Source organism: Singulisphaera rosea (genome assembly GCF_054877945.1).
The window spans coordinates 188,231-206,509 of the sequence record NZ_JBTYIP020000003.1 but is presented as its reverse complement, the minus strand read 5'-3'; the positions used below and the strand labels follow the sequence as shown (position 1 = coordinate 206,509).

12 protein-coding genes are annotated in these 18,279 nt (G+C 66.7%); 8 read left to right on the top strand and 4 right to left on the bottom strand.

Annotated features, from left to right (window positions below; genetic code table 11):
• Positions 1-193: 193 nt before the first annotated feature.
• The 3 genes from ACYOEI_RS07230 to ACYOEI_RS07220 all read left to right on the top strand — a co-directional run bounded on the left by ACYOEI_RS07230 (position 194) and on the right by ACYOEI_RS07220 (position 2,145).
• The gene (locus tag ACYOEI_RS07230) at positions 194-475 is read left to right on the top strand and encodes a hypothetical protein (protein ID WP_462848702.1); all 282 of its coding nucleotides are present in this window, start codon (positions 194-196) and stop codon (positions 473-475) included.
• Complete coding sequence (locus ACYOEI_RS07225) at positions 462-1,262, top strand: CpsD/CapB family tyrosine-protein kinase (RefSeq protein WP_462848701.1); 801 nt, start codon at positions 462-464, stop codon at positions 1,260-1,262. The genes ACYOEI_RS07230 and ACYOEI_RS07225 overlap by 14 nt, the downstream gene beginning before the upstream one ends.
• Positions 1,263-1,341: 79 nt before the next feature.
• Positions 1,342-2,145, top strand: coding sequence for an ExeA family protein (locus tag ACYOEI_RS07220; protein WP_462848700.1), 804 nt, complete (start codon positions 1,342-1,344; stop codon positions 2,143-2,145).
• Between the two features lie 192 nt (positions 2,146-2,337).
• On the opposite strand, the gene ACYOEI_RS07215 is transcribed toward ACYOEI_RS07220, so the two are convergent.
• Entirely contained in the window at positions 2,338-5,301 is a 2,964-nt protein-coding gene (locus ACYOEI_RS07215; RefSeq protein ID WP_462848699.1) for a sigma-70 family RNA polymerase sigma factor, read from the bottom strand.
• A gap of 386 nt (positions 5,302-5,687) precedes the next feature.
• Between ACYOEI_RS07215 and egtB the strand changes: the two genes are divergently transcribed.
• The gene (gene egtB, locus ACYOEI_RS07210; protein WP_462848698.1) at positions 5,688-7,028 is read left to right on the top strand and encodes an ergothioneine biosynthesis protein EgtB; all 1,341 of its coding nucleotides are present in this window, start codon (positions 5,688-5,690) and stop codon (positions 7,026-7,028) included.
• Between the two features lie 212 nt (positions 7,029-7,240).
• Here egtB and ACYOEI_RS07205 read toward each other — a convergent pair whose 3' ends face one another.
• The 3 genes from ACYOEI_RS07205 to ACYOEI_RS07195 form a co-directional block, all read right to left on the bottom strand.
• A complete protein-coding gene (locus tag ACYOEI_RS07205) occupies positions 7,241-8,446 on the bottom strand; it encodes a XylR family transcriptional regulator (RefSeq protein WP_462848697.1) in 1,206 nt (401 codons plus the stop codon).
• Positions 8,447-8,790: 344 nt separating this feature from the next.
• On the bottom strand, positions 8,791-9,804 hold the full coding sequence (locus ACYOEI_RS07200) for a carbohydrate kinase family protein (protein ID WP_462848696.1): 1,014 nt from the start codon (positions 9,802-9,804) through the stop codon (positions 8,791-8,793).
• A gap of 82 nt (positions 9,805-9,886) precedes the next feature.
• Complete coding sequence (locus ACYOEI_RS07195; RefSeq protein ID WP_462848695.1) at positions 9,887-10,930, bottom strand: TIM barrel protein; 1,044 nt, start codon at positions 10,928-10,930, stop codon at positions 9,887-9,889.
• Between the two features lie 199 nt (positions 10,931-11,129).
• Between ACYOEI_RS07195 and ACYOEI_RS07190 the strand changes: the two genes are divergently transcribed.
• From ACYOEI_RS07190 to ACYOEI_RS07175, 4 genes are all read left to right on the top strand, one after another.
• Positions 11,130-12,032 (top strand): helix-turn-helix domain-containing protein, encoded by a 903-nt coding sequence (locus ACYOEI_RS07190; RefSeq protein WP_462848694.1) that lies wholly within the window; start codon positions 11,130-11,132, stop codon positions 12,030-12,032.
• A 468-nt stretch (positions 12,033-12,500) separates the two neighbouring features.
• On the top strand, positions 12,501-13,367 hold the full coding sequence (locus ACYOEI_RS07185; protein ID WP_462848693.1) for a 3-keto-disaccharide hydrolase: 867 nt from the start codon (positions 12,501-12,503) through the stop codon (positions 13,365-13,367).
• A 195-nt stretch (positions 13,368-13,562) separates the two neighbouring features.
• Positions 13,563-14,930: a hypothetical protein gene (locus tag ACYOEI_RS07180; RefSeq protein ID WP_462848692.1), complete on the top strand. Its 1,368-nt coding sequence runs from the start codon at positions 13,563-13,565 to the stop codon at positions 14,928-14,930.
• Positions 14,931-15,251: 321 nt separating this feature from the next.
• The gene (locus ACYOEI_RS07175) at positions 15,252-18,176 is read left to right on the top strand and encodes a PVC-type heme-binding CxxCH protein (RefSeq protein WP_462848691.1); all 2,925 of its coding nucleotides are present in this window, start codon (positions 15,252-15,254) and stop codon (positions 18,174-18,176) included.
• The last annotated feature ends 103 nt before the right edge of the window (positions 18,177-18,279 follow it).

Genomic DNA, 18,279 nt, shown 5'->3' with positions numbered 1-18,279 from the left:
GGGGGACCCCGCCGTGAACCAGGAACAAGGTCTCCGAGCCTATTCACCAACCCGACGCCCACGCCTTCACGAACGTCCGACGCTTCCCGTCCTGATCGAGGTCCCAACGCTCTCGGCCAGAGCCCGCCCTTCGGCATGTGCCACGGTCCGAACCGGCGTCCGCCGTCGCCGTCGGCTTCGCCGAGAGGTTCGAATGGTGGCCTGGGCGTTGCTGATGGCCATCCCGATTGCGATGGCGTATTCGTTCTATCGCGTGGGCCGGACGAGTCTGTCGATGGCCTCCGCATCCGTGTCGGATGCAGGAAGTCTCAATGCATCGACGACCAAGGATCGGTCGCCCCGTCCTCCTTCGATCTCGATGTCGATCGAGCCGGCCGTGCTGGCTCCGGTCGTCGAGGTTGAGCCTCCGGTCGTCTTCCCCGGCTACCTCCTTCCCGACGACGATTCCGAGGAGCCCTCCCATGCGGGAAGTTGACCAGGCGCTTGCCCGAGCCTATACCCAACGCGTCACCTCCGATAGGACGGCCGTCCCACCGGCGCCCCACCTCTCCTCGAGGGCCCCGGAGCCTGCGGCCCCTCTCATCGACGGGATGCCTACGGCGAGCGACATCGAGGCGAATGCCCATGTCGATTCGCCCCAGCTCCAGTGGCCGGCCACGATCCGTACGCTCGAGCGTCAGTTCGGCGACAGGTTCTCCCGGCTGGCCGACGCCTTGATCGAAGCCCGGGACCTCCAACACCTGAAGGTCCTCCTCTTCACGAGCTGCCATCGAGCCGAGGGGAGGACCACGCTCGTCCTGACCTTGGCCCGTGCCCTGGCCCGGCGCTCGGGGCGGACCCTGCTCGTGGACGCCGACTTGACGGGCCCGATGCTCGCGAGGCAACTTGGCCTTCGTCCTGCGCTAGGCCTGGACGACGTGGTCGAAGGGGGCCTTGCCCTGTCCGACGCCCTGATCGAGGCCCCGGATGATCACCTGACGATCCTCCCCTTGCGTGCCCCGATCGCCCGTCCTCGCGAGTTCCTGGAGAACCCGGCCTGGTCGTGTTCGCTGGCCCGGCTTCGTCGGGAATATGACCTGGTGCTCCTCGACGGGAGCCCGCTTTTCTCCGGGCTTGGTGCGTCGGCGCTCCACCGATCAGTCGATGCGGCGATCCTGGTCCGTAATCGGTCGTTGACGGGCGAACGCGCCCTCCTTAGAGCCCGAGAGGCCCTCGACGAGGGGGGGATCCCGCTCCTTGGCCTTGCGGAGACCTTCGTCTGAGGTCCCGGAGGCACGGTCGTCTTCCGGGGCGACACCACGTTTCGGTGGTCAATCGTCCCGGGTCACGGAGGACATCCGTTTGTATGAGGCGCATTTCGGCCTGATTGGCCGACCCTTCGGCGAGTCCGTGAGCCCGTCGGCCTACATCTCCCTGCCGAGCCGACAGTCCGTGATCCGTCGAGTCCGCTATGGCCTCGAGGAAGGACCCGGTCCCGTACTGGTCTTCGGACCTCCGGGTACGGGAAAGACGCTCCTGGCCCGGGCCCTCTGCCACGATTCCGGCGTGGCCTCCGCGCACCTCACCTTCCCGTCGCTGTCGTCGGCCGAGCTCCTCGCTCTGGTTGCCGACGAATTCGGCGTTGGTGGAGGTTCCGAGGCGACGCTCGTCGGCGGCCTGCGCCGGGTGCGAGACTGGCTCTCGGGTGCCTCCGCCCGGGGGGAGCGTCCCCTGCTGGTCGTCGACGAGGCCCAGTTGATCGACGACCCGGCGACTTTCGAGACGTTGCGCCTTCTCCTGAACTTCGCGAGCGCCGGCCCCCCCGACCTTTCCTTGCTGCTGGTCGGCGGTCCCGAGGTGTTGCTGCGACTCCCCGCCAGCCTCTCCGAGCGCCTGATGGCCCGCTGCCTGCTCGGGCCCCTCACGGAATCCGAGTCGGCCACCTACGTCCTCGGCCGACTCGCGGCCGCCGGTGCCCCGGACCCGCTCTTCACACCCGATCAGATCGCGATCCTCCACCGCGCCTCCGACGGCATCCCCCGCCGGCTCAATCGCCTCGCCGACCTCGCCCTCCTGATCGCCTACGCCGAAGGGCTCCCACACCCCGACGCCCGCGCCGTCGCGGTCGCCGCACGGGAGTTCGAGATCGACGGACTCGCGGCTTGATAGTAAGAGATCGATTAGCCACGGATTGAACACGGATCGTGTAAAAGCGAGTGTGTCAACCGATGGCGCGGATGAACGCAGATTTTAAAGAGAATTTTAAAATCTGCGTTCATCCGCGCCATCGGTTGAGATGTTGGGTTTTTAACTATTTTCCGGACTTTGCGGATATCCTCGTGAGCCACTTAGCCGGGTTCAACCCCTCGGAACATACCGGAGGTGGACGTCGCCGAGGTCGACCGTCTCGCCCGGCTTGGTGGTGATCTTGCGGAAGACGTCGTCGACCTTCAGCCTCTGGTTCGGTTGGGGTTGGCCTTCGACGCTGACGCCGACGCCGAGTTCGGGGTTGATCCCTTCGATGCGGAATCGCCCGTCTGTTCCCGTGGTGACGACCTCGCCCTCCGGCCAGAAGCCCGAGTTGCCAGGGACGGTGCGGCCGGCCTGGACGATCGGGGACGGCCGAAGCTTGACGCCGGCCAGGGGTCGGCCGTCTTCGTCGACGATGCGGCCCGTCGCGGTGCCGCAGGGGACGAGGTGGACCTGGAGCTGGCTCGGGTCGAGTCCGTCCTTGACGACGAGGGAACCCGCGAGTCGTCGCCCTTTGTGCGAGAACGCGACGAGGCGTTCGTTCTTCGCGGCGAGGCCTGGGACCTTGAAGGTGTCGCCGTTCGAGTTCCGGACCTTCTCGAGGCCGAGGACCTCGAACGTGTCGCCGTCCAGGATCCGGACCTGCCAACCGGAGGTGAGGCCATAGGTCTGGACGCCGGTCACGGGCCCGCCGTCAGGCCCGATGACCTTGCCCACGCGGGTCGCCCCTCGAGTCAACTCCAGGTCCAGGTTGAAGACGTCGGCGTCGGCGGGTACGTCGATGAACCGGTAGGTGTGATTTGCCTCGAGGACGATTCGTCTCGGCTCATTGTCCTCGATCCCACCGACCCCTTTGCCCTTGTCGGCCGGGGCGAGCCGGGCGCGGAGATAGGGAATGTCGGGGCCTTTCACCCTGGCATAGAAGATTCCCGGCCCCGGGGGGACGGTCATGACGAACCTCGGGTCGGTCCCGGAGGTCGGCACGGGGTCGGCGTGGCCTTCGTTGAGGTTGCTCGGGAGCTTGGTGTGCGAGACCTGCGGGCTGGGGACGGAATGGCCGTCCGACCTGTCCACAAGCCTCCCCTTCACGATGACCCCCTTGGGAAGGTCGAGCCTAATCTCGACCGGGCTCAATCCAGCGGTGTCGGTCACCCTGGCACTGGTCTGGAGGAGGGGGGTGCCCCGTGGCGGTGTGGCACGGACCTCATAGGCTTCGGCCTTGGGTAGACCAGTGAGGAGGAAGCGACCCTCGGCGTCGGTCGTGGCCCCGACCTCGGTCGACGTCAAGGGTTCGACCCCATAGACGTTCACCCCGGCGACGGGCTTTCCCGAGGCCTTTGCTCGCACCACCCCGGCGATCGGCTTGGTCGGAGCGCCGACCTGCTCGAACGTCGCCCCGAAGAGCTGGGGTGGCGGGGGCGGGCCGATCCTCGGGCTTCCCGCCTCGGCTCTGCTCGGTCGTGGGCGTGGCTTGGTCGGGGCCTTCGACGGCCGGGTCATCGCATAAAGAACGACCTTTTCGAGTCGAGGGCTCGCGAATTCGAGGGCGACAACTCGGTCCTGGCCGATCCCACGGACTTCGAACCGGCCGTCCGCGTCCGTGGAGAGCGTGTTGATCCGTTCCAGCCAGCTTGGTCCTGGGAAACTCGAGGCGGAGTCCCGGTAGTTGAACTCGCCGGACTCGAGCATGGCATCGCGGTCCGCGACATCCTTGACCTCCATAATCTGGGGGATGCGGAACCCGACGCCCGGGACGGGTCTCCCTTGCGTGTCGAGGATCCGACCGCGGATCGGGACATCGTCGCGCACCAGCCTGAGTACCGCCTCTCCACCCTTGGCGATGGCGCCGGCGTCGATCCAGGCGGGGCCGAAGCCCGGCGCGCTTGCGGCGATCCCCGCCTGACGCCAGGCGGGTTCATCGCCATACGGCCAGTCGCTGGCCGCCTTGTCGAGCATGAATCGGAATCGACCGTCGGCGTCGGTCGCGGCGACGCGGTCGGAGTGGTAGTGGGGAATCGTGTTGGTCGTCCCCTCGCCGATCCGAACGTGGTTGCGGAGGAAGATTTCGGCGCCCGCGGTCGCCTTTCCCTCGGGGTCGAGAACGCGTCCCCGGATCTCCAACGACCCGACCGAATCGTCGAGCGGTGCGGCCGCCTTGGCTCGAGAGGCCGTGGATGCTGAAGCCTTCGGCGGATCCGCCTCGGGTACTGGCTTCGGCCCGTCGACCGACGCGGCCCCCGCCGCCCAGGCCAAGGCGCCGACCCCGGCGAGCGTCCCGATGGTGATGCTCAACTTGGTCCGTCCCATCATTTTAAGAACCTCCTCGGAGAGTCTTGTCGCTGTTGATAGTCCCCCGGCTCCCGCGACCGACCCGGTCGCGGCATCGACCGCGGCCCGAATCCAGGCGTCGGGGACGTTCGCATCCGCCTGCCGAGCGAACGCCGTGGTGACGAGGCCGGCCGAAAGCGTGACGCCTCGAAGCGCGAGCCGGTCTCTCAACCGATCTCGCCCCCTGGCGAGGCGGCTGCCGACCGTGCCGGGAGGAATCCCGAGTTGTTCAGCCGCCTCGTCGCGAGTCAGGCCTTCGAATTCGCAGAGCACGACCGGGGCGCGGAATTTCTCCGGCAACCGATCGATTTCTTCGTGGAGTGCGGGGAGGAGGTCGTGCCAGGGGCCAGGCCGCTCCGATCCGGGGTTCATCTCAAGCCCTCTCCTCCATTCGCTCGCCCGACGTCGGGCCGTGGCCTTGTTCGCCTGGAGGGCGACCCGGTAGGCCACGCAGTAGAGCCAACTGCTCAACGATCCCCTGAGCCAGAGCGTCCCGGCCTTCTTGACGAGGACCAGGAAAGTCGCCTGGAAGGCGTCCTCGGCGTCGTGGGGATCCTTGAGGATGTCCCGACAGACGGCCAGGACCATCCGGCCGTGTCGGGTGACCAGGGCCTCGAACGATGCCCCGTCGCCCACGGAGGCAAACCGCTCCAGGAGCTGCGCATCGGTGAGCCCCGCGGTCGTCCCCTCGCCGAAGAGCCGGTGGACCTGTCCCAGGGCAGCCCTGATTCGACCGTCGTTCATCTCACCGACCCTTTTGCCTGGACGTTGACTTCGCTTTCCCGCTCTCCAAAGACTGGAGAAGTCGCGAACCCTCGCGATTGATCCGTCGATTTTCGGTACGTCTCGGTTTTCGGGCGGAGACGGTCCGAGAGGTGCCGACGGCTCGTGATTGAACGCTCGAGCGTCGGTTCAATCTGGTTTGGAGGGGAAATTCGACCCCGAACCGACCGGGTTCTCGGACGATTCCGGTGGGCGAGACTTGGCCCCATGCCTAACATAATGACGCCGGGCGTCGGGTCACGTCGCGTCGGGCTGGCACACGACTCGAGATGTTTCGGGGGCCGTCGTCGAGACTGTCGGGCGCGGCCGGCCTTCCACGGCTCTTCCAGAGAGAGGCTACTGGCGAAATGAACTCCCAAGGTGCGGCCGCGGACCAGGAACTCTCGCTCAACGCCCTCGCCGAGGCCCAGTCCGATCCCGACCTGCTAGGAACGCGGTATCAAGACGTCCGACGCGTCACCGAGTTGCTCTGCGCGCCGCTGGAGACCGAGGATTACGTCGTCCAGTCGATGCCCGACGCCAGCCCGGCGAAGTGGCACCTGGCGCACACGAGCTGGTTCTTCGAGACCTTCGTCCTCAAGCCGGCCTCGGCCGAGTTGCCCGCCGAGTCGAGCGAGCAGTTCGGCTTCCTGTTCAATTCGTATTACAACGCGTTGGGCGAGCGGATCGCCAGGGCCGACCGAGGACTCCTCTCGAGGCCCACGGTCGCCGAGGTCTATCAGTACCGCGAGGCCGTCGACGCCCGGATGTATTCGCTGATCGCGGGCGGCGACGAGGAGTTGTTGAAGAGGCTCGCCCCGAGCATCATCCTCGGACTCCACCACGAGCAGCAGCACCAGGAATTGATCCTCACCGACCTCAAGCATGCGTTCTCACGGAACCCCCTCCGCCCCGTCTATCGGGATCGAGACGAACCGGCGGCGGTCGAGATCCCGGCGTTGCGCTGGCTCGATTGCTCGGAAGGATTGCATCGGGTCGGGCACCACGGCCCGTTCTTCGCGTTCGACAACGAGAACCCTCGGCACTCGGTCTTCGCCGACGCCTATCAACTCGCCGACCGCCTGGTCACGAACGCCGAGTATCTCGCCTTCATCGACGACGGCGGATACGATCGACCCGAGTTCTGGCTCTCCGACGGCTGGAATACTCGAAAGACGAGAGGTTGGACGGCGCCTTTGTATTGGGAGACGTCCGAGGGCGGTTGGCGCGTGATGACGCTCGCGGGCATGGTCACGCTCAATCCGAACGAGCCGGTCTGTCACGTCAGCTTCTACGAGGCCGACGCCTTCGCACGCTGGGCCGGGGCTCGCCTGCCGACCGAGGTCGAGTGGGAGGTCGCGGCGGAGGCCGTCCCTCGCGCCGGCAATCTCCTCGAGAGTGGTCGGTATCACCCGTTGCCGCTTGCTGGGCCCGGCAAGGACGGGATCCCTTCCCAGCTCTTCGGGGACGTCTGGGAGTGGACCGCCAGCCCCTACACCCCCTACCCCGGCTTCAAGCCTGCCGCGGGGGCCCTCGGCGAATACAACGGCAAATTCATGTGTAATCAAATGGTGCTCCGCGGCGGTTCCTGCGCCACGCCCCGCTCGCACATCCGCTCCACCTACCGGAACTTCTTCCCGCCCGACGCCCGATGGCAATTCTCGGGGATCCGGCTGGCCAAGGACGGAGCGGACTCGGCTTCTGGGTGAGATCGAGCCACGGATGAGGGGAGATTTTTGGCCACGGATTGAACACGGATGTAACACGGATAAGAGAGTAAAATTTAAAAATTCTCTCTATTCTGTTTGTTGGATCTGCGTCATCTGTGAAATCTGTTGATTGGTTGCGTTTTGGGGCGTCTCATGACTCCGGTCGGAGTTGTCGTCGAGAGGCTCGAGAATTGGCTTGGTTTTGCCCGTATTTATACGCGACGGGAGTAGGGGTTTTGGCCGCCGGAACGGGTCTCGCGCCGATAGGCCCCCGGAGTTGTCCCGGTGGCAAGACGGAACGCGGCGATCAGGTATTCCACGTGGGTGAAGCCGGCCCGCTCGGCGACGGCAGGGAGGGCGAGGTCGGTCTCGATCAGGAGTTGCTTGACGCGTTGGATCCGGACCCCGGCGATTGCGTCGTGGATGGTCCGGCCCAGCGTCTTCCGGAATCGGCGCTGGAGGACACTGCGAGAGACGGCGGTGTGCTCGAGGACGTCTTCGACCCGGATCCCGTCGCAGGCCCGTTCGCGGATGAACCGCATCGCCTCGGCGAGGAGGGGGTCGGAGATCGCCATGATGCTCGTCGACTGCCGGGTCGCGATCCCGATCGGCGGGACGCTCGGGTGCGGGCCGGAACCGTCTTCGCCCTTCATCAGTCGGTTGAGGATCTCGGCCGCCCTGTAGCCGATGGTCCGGCAGTCGGGGATGACGCTGGAGAGCGGCGGGTAGGCGAGCTCGCAGGCAAGGGTCTCGTCGTCGACGCCGATGACCGCGACCTCCTCCGGGACCGCGATATTCGCCCGGCGGCAGGCGTCGAGCGCCTGGAGCCCTCGGAAGTCGTTGCAGGCCATCAAGCCCAGGGGCTTGGGACGGCTCGCGATCCATTCCGAGACCGCGTTGATCTCTTCTTCCCAGGAGGGCAGTTGGTGGCCCCAGGAGACGGCCTGGGCCAGGAGGTATTCGTCGGAGGTGTACCCGGCGGCCCGGACGGTCTCGGCGAACCCGTCGCGACGCCTGCGCGACCACTCGAACTGCGAGTAACCGAAGTACGCGAACTGCGTGAATCCGCGCTCGAGCAGGTGCTCCGCGGCCAACGCGCCGATGGCTTCCTGGTCGCTCTGAACCGTCGGGAGCTTGGAACTCGGCGTCTGGTCGTCGAGGTCGACCGTCGGGATCTTGGTCCCCAGGATGATCTCGGAGAACTGGGGGAAGAGCGTCGTGATGATCCCGTCGCCGTCCCAGTCCCTCAGCCAAGGGGGCGCCGGGTCCTGGAGCGATCGGGGCTCGAAGAAGATCGTCCAGGGCCCGTTCTCGCGAACGTATTGGGCCATACCGTGGAGGATCTCGCGCCCATACGCCATGGACGTCTCGACGATGAACGCGACGTGCAGAGGGCGAGATCCCGATTTCGGTTTCATGGTCTCTTCGGGCGTCCGGGCCGGGGCTGCTTCGTTGGCCGGACGAGGCTCGCGTGGGTTAGGTCGGTCGCATCATCAACGCATCAGCGTCGCAGGTTCTCAATCGATGCCGGCGGCTTTGGGGCTGCGACGAATCCGCGACGATCCATTTCGAGACGTCCTCGCACACTTCGATCAGAGACCAGATTGTGAAGATACGGCCGGATTGACTCATGTGGCGAAAATGGCGATGAGGATCTGTACCTGGGTGCCACGGGGTCCGAGGACGGAACCCGTGGCACCCACATCCGATTTTATGCTCACCTATTTCGCCCCATGAGCAAGTCGAGGGTCGGGGCAGGGTCTCAGGCAAAGGCCCGGAAGCCGCACGACTCGCCGAGCGAGAAGCATTCCGCGACGGTGCGGAGGCCGGCCGAGGCCGTCGGGTGGGAGAGCGACGTCGCGGCGGTGCAGACCGCCAAGCGGAGCCGTTCCTGCGGCGAGAGTCCTTCGTGCAAGCCATAGAGGTAGCCCGCGGCGAACGCGTCCCCGGCGCCTGTCGCCCCTTGGCTGAACGACGGAGGGAGGCACAAGGCCCCTTGCGAACAACTCGGGCCGTCCTTCGAGGCGGCGACGGCTCCGGCCTCGGTGTGGATCACCGCGACCTTCGCCACGCCGGCGTCGATCAGGGCGCCCGCCGCGGCCAAGAGGTCGCGGGCGACGTCCGCCGGCAGCGGGCGGCCCAGGATCCTCGAGGCCTCGACCTCGTTGATGATGAGGTGGTCCGTGTACGGCAGGGCGCTCCGCGCGATCTCGACGAATTGCGGGTGCTCCGTGCTCACGATGTCGACGCTCGTCTCCAACCCCGCCCGCTTCGCCTTCTCCAGCACGCGCGCGGCCCGCGTCGTCCCGGTCTCGTCGAAGGTGTCGAGCCGGTCGAGCAGCATCAGGTAGCCCAGGTGGAATAGCCTGGCGGAGGTCTCGTCGAAGCGGAAGTCGTCGACGTCCAGGAGGGCGTTCGCCCCTCGCTGGTGGAAGAACGTCCGCCGACCCGTCCCCTTCACCGTCATCGCGTCGGTGTACGAGGTCGGGCTGGTCGTGCTCCGGCGCAACTGGCCGGTGTCGATCCCGTGGGCGGTGCAGTCTTCGAGGATGTAGTCCCCTTCGGCGTCCTGGCCGACCATGCCGGCGGCGGCGAGCGGGAACCCGGCCTTCATCGCGGCGAGGTCCTTCAAGACGTTGTACGGCCCGCCGCCGTTCGAGCTGGACCTGGACAGGATGCTCGCCAGCATGTCTTGCGCCGGGTAGTGGTCGATCACCTTCACGTGATCGACGATGAAGTTCCCCCCGGCGAGGATGCCCCTGCGCTCGGAATTCATGCGGTCGGCCCCAATCGAGAGAAGACAGAACCGACGCGCGGGCGGCTGCGCGTCGGCGGAGAGGTTCGGTCCGGCGGCCGACTTACTTCGCACCCATGAGGTGCTTCAGGACGTAGAGCTCGAGGGCTTCGTAGTCCCGTGCGTCCTGGTACTGCTTGACCAGCTTCGAGTCGAGCGTGCGGACCTTCTCGACGAGGAGGAGGAAGATCTCGCGGCTGCCTTCCAGGTGCTTGGTGACGGGCACGCCGGCCTGGGTCCGCATCGCCTTGACGTCGAGGCCGACGAACTCGCCGCGCTGACCGTAGCCGGCCTCTTCGAGGACGCGGACCTGGTTGAAGCCGGCGCGGAGGTTCGAGCCGCCGAAATTCTTGTCCTGGTCGTACTTCAAGCCGTTCTGGTCGTTGAGGTGGACGCTGCCGAGCTTGTCGTGGGCCAGGGCGAAGGCCATCTCGTCGCTCGGGTCCAGGCCCGCGAGCAGGGCGTGGGCGCTCTCGATGAGCCCCTTGACTCGGGTGTGGTCCTTCGAGGCGTACGAGAGCGCGACCGCGTGGCCGATCGTGGGCACATAGGCCTGGTCGGTCGGCTCGTTGGGCTTCGGCTCGATCCAGATCTCGATTTCCTTGTCGTAGTCGAGGAGCCGATCGATCGTCTCGGCGATCCGCTTGTAGGCCAGGCGTGCGTCCTTCGCTTCGCGGATGTAGGTCCCTTCGCGGGCGAGCCAGAAAACGATCGCCTTGCAGCCGATGGCGCGGGCGATGTCGACGCAACGGGTGGTGCGTTCCCAGGCATAGAGCCGGTCGGAGGCGCTGTTGGAGGTATATCCGCCGTCGATCGTCTTCTCGCTGAACCAGAGGCGAGGGGCGACGAATTCGGGGGTCAGCCCGGAGTCGTCGAGCATCGCCTTGACTTCGCCGGCCTTGCGGAGGACCTGGTCGGGCGACTGGGCGTCGAGGTCGGGGACCACGTCATCGTCGTGGAACTGGACGCCGTCGAAGCCGAGCGACTTGTAGAGGGCGAATTTCTTCTCGTGGGGGAAGGCGGCCCGGACTTCGGGGCCGAACGGGTCGGACCCTTCGGAGATGTTCCAGGGGCCGAACGAGAATCGGTACGTGGTGGGCGTACTCATTTAAGGCGCGTCCCGTCGTGTGGGTGGGGGCGAGGGGGGTACCCTCGTGGAAAGGCCCGAGACTGAACGCCGAATGTTCAGCCATCAAAGGCTCTTATCGCATTTTTGCCGGCGTGCTTCTACGCCTTACGTCTCGTCTGCTGAGATGATTGTCTCACGTTTCTCGCCCAAGGCCCGCCGGACGGGATATTATTGGGGTATGCTCGGAAGTCCCGAACACATCGAACTCCCCAGCGGGCATTCGTTCCGAGTGCTCCGATGGGCCCGTAGCCTCCGAGAGACGGAGGTGATCCTCGGGCCGGGTGCCTTCGCGCCCGTGCGAGGCGAGGGGGAGCACTGGCATTATCACGTTGCCATGGAGCTCACCCTGTTTACTTCCGGCGAGGGGACGCGCTTCGTCGGGGACAGCATCGCCCCCTTCGCCGAGGGGGACCTCGTGCTGATCGGCAAGACGCTGCCGCACCACTGGCACGTACGAGGGCGCTCGGCGGGGGTCTCCGTCCAGTGGGACTTCCCGATCGGACACCCCTTCTGGGCCTTCCCCGAATCGCGACCGCTCGGACCGCTTTTCTCGGAAGCCTCACGCGGGCTTCGCTATCAAGGGAGGCCCGCCGAAGACGTCGGGACGGGGTTGCTCGAGTTGGCGAGGACCACGGGGCCCGACCGCCTCGGCCTCCTCTTCCGGCTCTTCGCAAGGATGGCCGACGTCGCGCCGGCGGACCGGGACCAACTCTCCTCGCAGGCGTTCGACCTCCGCTCGGCCTCGGCGCACGAGCCGGCGATGGCGGAGGCGGTGCGCTACCTGATCGCCAACTTCCGCGAAGAAATCCGGCTCGAGGACGTGCTCCGGCGGACGGGGATGTGCAAGCCGACCTTCTCGCGACAGTTCAGGAAGCACTCGGGGAAGACCTTCAGCGACTTCGTGAACCACCTCCGGCTCGACGCCGTCTGCCGCGACCTGCTCGAGACCGACCGGCCCGTCCTCGAGATCGCGCTCGCGAACGGCTTTACCCAGGTCTCGTTCTTCAACCGCGTCTTCCGCCGGATCCACGGCTGTAGCCCGAGCCAGCTCCGGGCCTCGCATCGGCGTATTCGGAATTGAGGAATCGCCAGACCCATCCGACGATCTCGTCCCGGACAGGGTAGGCTCGCATGGGCGTTGACCGGCAACGCCGAATCGCGGCGGCGCGACCCGATTTCTTAGGGAGCGATACCGGAAACCTCAGTGTTCACGGCGGGTCCCCGCTTGCTACGATCCTGCCAACGCCCTTACGGCTCCTCGCCGGATCCGCGTCCCGAGACGGGCGGGATGGAGGCCCGAAAACTTCATCGCCCGGCTCCCTTCCCTCGTCGATTGGCGTTCTCGGTCGGGCGATCCCGGCCGGTGCTCCCGCCCCCGGCACTTGACTCGAGTCGTCCGTCGAATTATCTGAGGACGTATGGTGGCCCTTCCTTCGACGACCGAGCCGGCCGAACCCGTCCGGAGAGGACGTGGCCCGTCTGCCGGACCGCGTGACGTCGACGGCTCTCGTGGCGGCCCCTCCTCGACCCTCACCAGGAGTCTTCTTGCGTGAACGCCCGATCGCTCGTCGTGCCCCTGTGCGTTGCCGGCCTCCTCGGCCCCGGCGGCCAGCTCCTCTTCGGTGCCGACCAGCCCGCGTCCGCGTCCGTTACACCCCCGTCGACACCGAAGGTGGAGACGTTCGAACCGCTCTTCAATGGACGCAACCTCGACGGGTGGTACACGTTCCTCCAGAAACACGGGAAGGATAGCGATCCCGACCACGTGATCAGCATCGAAGACGGCGCCATCCACCTCTACAAACATGCCGAGGAGAAGAGCATGGTGGTGATGGGCTACATCGCCACCCAGAAAGAATACGGGAACTATCATGTGAGGTTCCAGTATCGTTGGGGCGAGAAGAAGTTCGAGCCGCGATACGCGCTCAAGCGTGACGCCGGGTTCTACTATCACATCCTCGGGCCCGACCTGGTCTGGCCTCGCTCGCTCCAATTCCAGGTGCAGCAGACCGACGTCGGCGACCTGATCACGCTCTTCGACATCTATGCCGACACCTGGATCGACTCGAAGACCAAGGACGACGAGATCCCCACCTTCCAGCCCCCCGAATCGGGGGGGCACCCTCGCGTCCTCGGCCAACGCGGGATCGCCTACCAGAAGCGGCTCCCCGGGCCCTTGGAGGTCGACGGCTGGAACACGGTCGAGGTCATCGCCCGAGGCGACTCGACGGTCCACCTCCTGAACGGTCACGTGGTCAACCGGGCGGACAAGATCCGACTGGTCGACTCGACCAAGCCCGGGACGACGGTGCCCGTGACCAGGGGCCGGATCGCGCTCGAGATCGAGGCGGCCGAGATCTACTTCCGGAACGTCGAGATCCGGAGCCTGGACGAGACCCCCGCCGCGAAACCCTGACCCTTGACCCTGACCCCTGACCCTGAACCTACCCCGCCGGGACGGCCGAACCGCGAGCGGCCTCCCGGTACCTCGGCGTCCCCAGACGACCTCCCACCACCTCTGTCGTCGGTGAGGCCTGCGATGGCCCAATCCCCAGGGCCGTCGTCGCGCCTCGCGCGAGTCCCACTCCCCTCGAATGAGGAAATCGATTTGATGCGCCGAACCTCGACGTGTTTGATACTCCCGATCCTGCTGTCCTTGATCCCCGCCGTACCCGCCGCGGAGCTCGAAGCCGGCGCCGCCGCTTCGGGATTGGTCGCCGACGACACCCTGGTCATCGGCGGCGGAATCGGGCCGAACAAAGTGAAGGGCCAGGAGGGCGAGCTCCGCGCCTCGGCGATCGTGATTCGGGACCCCCAGGGGGGTAAGGTCGCCCTCGTCGCCTGCGACGTCTTGATGGTCAACCGCGACATCCTCGACGACGCCGCCAGGCGGATCGAACGCGAGACCGGGATCCCGTTCGACAACATCCTGATCAACGCGACCCACACCCATCACGCCCCGACGACCGTCTCGATCCACGGTTATCGACGCGAAGAAGCCTTCACCCGCCTGGTCGGCGACAAGGTCGTCGAGGCGACTGTCGCCGCCTCGAAGCGGCTCGGGCCGGTGACGATGCGTTTCCGGCTTGGCGAGGAGTCGTCGGTCGGCCGGAACAGTCGGCTCCTCCTCTCGAGCGGCAAGATCTACTGGACCGGCCCGATGGCCGACGCCGTCCGGCCGACCGGCCCGTTCGACCCCGAGCTCCCCGTCTGGGCCTTCCAGCGGCCTGATGGCGATTATGAGGCCGTCCTGTTCAACCACTCGACCCACACGATCGGGACCCACGCCGCGGGCGTCCGGTCGCCCTCGTTCTACGGACTCGCGGCCCAGGGGATCGAGAAGGAGAAGGGGGGTACGGTCATCTTCTTCGAGGGTGCCTCGGGCTCGACCCACAACCTCGACCTCAACGCCAAGGAGGCGACGCTGCGGATCACCCAGGCGGTGAACGACGCGTTGGCCCAGGCCACACCCCGGCCCGTCGCCCGCGTGAAGGGGCTCCGGACCGAGATGAGCTACAAGGTCCGCCGCTTCGACGAGGCCAAGGACGACAAGGCCGTCGTCGAGTACGAGACCAAATACATTCAGCCGATCAACGCCCAGGCCGCCGAGTTCGTGATCGACACGTTCCGCGAGATGCGCAAGGAGCTCGCCCCGCTCCAGGGGCAGGAGCGCAAGACCTGGATCCAGGCGATCGCGATCGGCGATACCGCGGTCGTGGGCGTCCCCGGCGAATTCTTCACGGTCCTCGGCGAAGACATCAAACGCCGTTCTCCGTACCGGTATACTTACGTCTTCGAGCTGGCCAACGACTACATCGGGTACATCCCCGACCGCGTCGGCTTCGAGCGCGGGGGATACCAGGTCTGGACCGGCCTGCATAGCTTCCTCGAACCGGGGACCGGCGAGGCGATCGTCGACGAATCGGTGAAGCTCCTCGAACGACTCCACGACGAGAAGGCCGCCCCGGCCATGCCTTGAGCGAAGTTGCCCAACGTGAATGACTGTCCCAAACCCCGGACTCTTCTCCAGGGCCGGGGTCGTGAGGCCACGGATGGGAATCGGGGATTTTTAGCCACGGATGGAACACGGATCGATCAGGGGATCGGAGAATTTATCAACAGATGGCGCAGATAGACACAAATCACAAATTCAATAGAAAATTAAACTATTGAATGAATGGTCTCGGCCGTCTTCCGATCGTTCTCTCCCCTTGCTTATCCGTGTTCCATCCGTGGCTAAAGAATCTTCGATTTCCATCCGTGGCGGATTCTAGCCCGCTACTGGAACGGATCGCCGCCCATGACCGCCTTCCCCGCTCCCTCTCGGATCCTGGCCCTCGGCCTGCTCGGACTTCTGTGGCTCTCCTCGCCGACGAGGGCGGAGGGCCCGTCGACCTCGCCGATTTCGCCGGCCGACGAGCACGCGAAGTTCCGGCTGGCCGACCCGGGCTTGCGGATCGAGCTTGTCGCCGCCGAGCCCGACGTGGTCAGCCCGGTCGCCGTCGCCTGGGACGAAGATGGGCGGATGTACGTCGCCGAGATGATCGACTACCCCTCGGGGCCGACCGCGGGCCGCATCAAGCAGCTCGAGGACCGCGATGGTGACGGCAAATATGAACGAGTGTCGGTCTTTGCCGAAGGGCTCCCCTACCCCTCCGGAGTCCTCCCTTGGCGGGGCGGCCTCCTCGTGACCGCCGCGCCGAACCTCTGGTACTTCCGCGACGCCGACGGCGATGGTCGGGCCGAGGAGCGCCGGGTGATCCTCACCGGTTTCGGCGAAGGAAACACCCAGCTCCGGGTCAACGGCCTGACCTGGGGACGGGACAACTGGGTCTACGGGGCGAACGGCCGGAGCGACGGCGCGATCCGGCGCCCGGACGACGCCCCCGAGAAGGCCATCCCGCTCCGGTTCCACGACTTCCGCTTCAGGCCCGACACGGGTGAGCTCGAGCCGGTCACCGGCTTCAGCCAGTTCGGGCTCCCGAGGGACGATCGGGGCGACCGGTTCCCCTCGTGGAACACGATCCCGATCCGGCACGTCGTGCTCGAGGAACGGACCCTGAGCCGGAACCCATACCTGGCCGAGTCGTCCACCGTGGCGCCGATCCTCGACTCGGCCGACGGCGGTCGCGTCTATTCGATCAGCCCCGCCCCGGCGACGTTCAACCGCGAGCCGGTCGCCTACTTCAACGCGAGTTGCGGCCCGACGATCTACCGGGGCGACGCCCTCGGCGCCGACTACCGGGGCAACGCATTCGTCTGCGAGTCGCTGACGAACCTCGTCCACCGTCGGGTCCTCGCCGAGTCCGGTCCCACCTACGTCGCGCGCCGGGTCGAGAAGGAGAAGGAGTTCCTCGCCTCGACCGACTCCGCCTTCCGCCCCGTGAACCTCGCCACCGGCCCCGACGGGGCCCTCTATGTAATCGACTTCTATCGCGAGATGGTCGAGCACCCGCAATTCGTCCCCGAGGATGTCCGGCAGAAGGTCGAGTTCCGGCGCTGGAACAACCGAGGTCGGATCTGGCGGATTCTCCCGACGATGTCCGGTACCGGCGCGAAGGTGGCCTCGCCGTCTCCTCGGCTCGGCAAGTCCTCGACGGCCGAGCTCGTCGCGTCCCTGGGGCATCCCAACGGCTGGTGGCGTGACACCGCCCAGCGCCTGCTCGTGGAGCGTGGCGACCGGGGCGTCGTGCCTGCGCTCGTCGAGGCCTCGACGGGCTCGAGGGAGCCACTGGGCCGCCTGCATGCCCTCTGGACCTTGGACGGGCTCGAGGCCCTCGATGATGCCGTCCTGGCGAAGGCGCTCCGTGACGCGCATCCGATCGTCCGCGAAGGGGTGGCCCGGCTGTCCCTCGGCCGGGAAGCCCTGGCCCGTGATCTCGTCACGCTCGCCGACGACCCCGAAGTCCGCGTCCGGTTCCAGGCGGCCATCGCTCTCGGCGGGGCCAACAACTACGCTCCCGCCGCCCTGGCCCGGATCGCCGCCCGAGATGTCGGCGACGACTGGATGCGGCTGGCGGTCCTCAGCGGCCTGCGCGACTCGTCCTGGACGTTCCTGAAAGCCTTGCTCGCCTCCCACCCCGACTGGTTGACCACCCCTTCGCCGGCAGGGGCCAGGCTCCTCGCCCAGACGGCCGCCATCCTCGGCGCCCGGAACCAGGCGGAGGAGCTCAAGGCGCTCGCCGACGTGTTGAAGCCGGGGCCCGCGGACCAGCCCGACGTCGGCCGGATCGCCCTCCTGTCCGGCCTGGCCGAAGGGCTGGCGAGGAGCGGCGACCCCTTGCCTACCCGCCTGGCCGGGGGGCCGAACACCTGGGGAGAGTCGTCCCGCAAGGCGATCGAAGGCCTGTTGGATCGGGCGAAGGTGATCGCCCTGTCGTCGGAAGGGAACGCCCAGGCCCGAGACCAGGCCCTTCGCGTCCTCGCCCGTTGCCGGCCTTCGGCCGCCGCCGAACTAATCCCTGGCCTGTTGAGTGCGACCCAGCCGCAAGCCGTCCAGTCGGCCGCAGCTCGCGCGATCTCCGACGTCGGTTCCGCCGAGTTGGCAACCCAGGCCTTGAACCAGTGGGGCGAGCTCACGATCGCCACCAGACGCGAGCTCCTCGCGGCTGTTTTGGGCTCCGTGGCCCTGACCGGGTCGCTCGTCGATGCCCTCGAGCAGGATCGCGTCGGCCTGACCGAGCTCGACGTGGCGACCCGCGACGTCCTCCGGCGGATCCCCGACGCGGCGCTCCGTGACCGGGCGTTGGCCCTGTTGGCGAAGTCGGCCCCTCCCGATCGTGCCGACGTCCTCAAGGCGTTCCAGCCCGCGCTCTCCCTCTCGGGTGATCCCAGGCGAGGCGCCGAGCACTTCGCGAAGAACTGCCAGTCGTGCCACCAGCGACAGGGCCAGGGGAACCGCGTCGGCCCGGATCTCTCGGGCGTCGCGGGCCGCCCCGCCGCCGCCCTCCTGAGCGACGTCCTCGACCCGAACAAGAACGTCTCGCCCGACTTCGTCAGCTTCCTCGTCGTGACCAAGCGTGGCCAGATCTTCTCCGGCCTCCTCATCGAGGAGACCCCCTCGAGCCTCAAGCTCCGACGCGCCGAGGGCAACGACGAGACCGTCCTCCGCTCCGAAGTCGAGGAGTTCCGGTCGACCGGCCGCTCCCTGATGCCCGAAGGTTTGGAGCAGACCCTCGGCGTCCAGGGAGTCGCCGACCTGCTGTCCTTCCTGCGGCAACCCTGAGTCGAAGCCCTCCGCGAGTGGTACCTCGAACGTGTGGGGCGGTGTGGAACCCGGCCGGTTTATGTCGCGAAAGGGCGGCTGATTCCAAGATCCGGGTGCCAAG

What these genes read in the sequence shown, in the direction of transcription:
- ACYOEI_RS07205 (WP_462848697.1), bottom strand. Translation starts at nt 8,446, where the DNA reads ATGAAACCGAAATCGGGATCTCGCCCTCTGCACGTCGCGTTCATCGTC.
- ACYOEI_RS07200 (WP_462848696.1), bottom strand. Translation starts at nt 9,804, where the DNA reads ATGAATTCCGAGCGCAGGGGCATCCTCGCCGGGGGGAACTTCATCGTC.
- ACYOEI_RS07190 (WP_462848694.1), top strand. Translation starts at nt 11,130, where the DNA reads ATGCTCGGAAGTCCCGAACACATCGAACTCCCCAGCGGGCATTCGTTC.
- ACYOEI_RS07225 (WP_462848701.1), top strand. Translation starts at nt 462, where the DNA reads ATGCGGGAAGTTGACCAGGCGCTTGCCCGAGCCTATACCCAACGCGTC.
- egtB (WP_462848698.1), top strand. Translation starts at nt 5,688, where the DNA reads ATGAACTCCCAAGGTGCGGCCGCGGACCAGGAACTCTCGCTCAACGCC.
- ACYOEI_RS07215 (WP_462848699.1), bottom strand. Translation starts at nt 5,301, where the DNA reads ATGAACGACGGTCGAATCAGGGCTGCCCTGGGACAGGTCCACCGGCTC.
- ACYOEI_RS07230 (WP_462848702.1), top strand. Translation starts at nt 194, where the DNA reads ATGGTGGCCTGGGCGTTGCTGATGGCCATCCCGATTGCGATGGCGTAT.
- ACYOEI_RS07175 (WP_462848691.1), top strand. Translation starts at nt 15,252, where the DNA reads ATGACCGCCTTCCCCGCTCCCTCTCGGATCCTGGCCCTCGGCCTGCTC.
- ACYOEI_RS07195 (WP_462848695.1), bottom strand. Translation starts at nt 10,930, where the DNA reads ATGAGTACGCCCACCACGTACCGATTCTCGTTCGGCCCCTGGAACATC.
- ACYOEI_RS07180 (WP_462848692.1), top strand. Translation starts at nt 13,563, where the DNA reads ATGCGCCGAACCTCGACGTGTTTGATACTCCCGATCCTGCTGTCCTTG.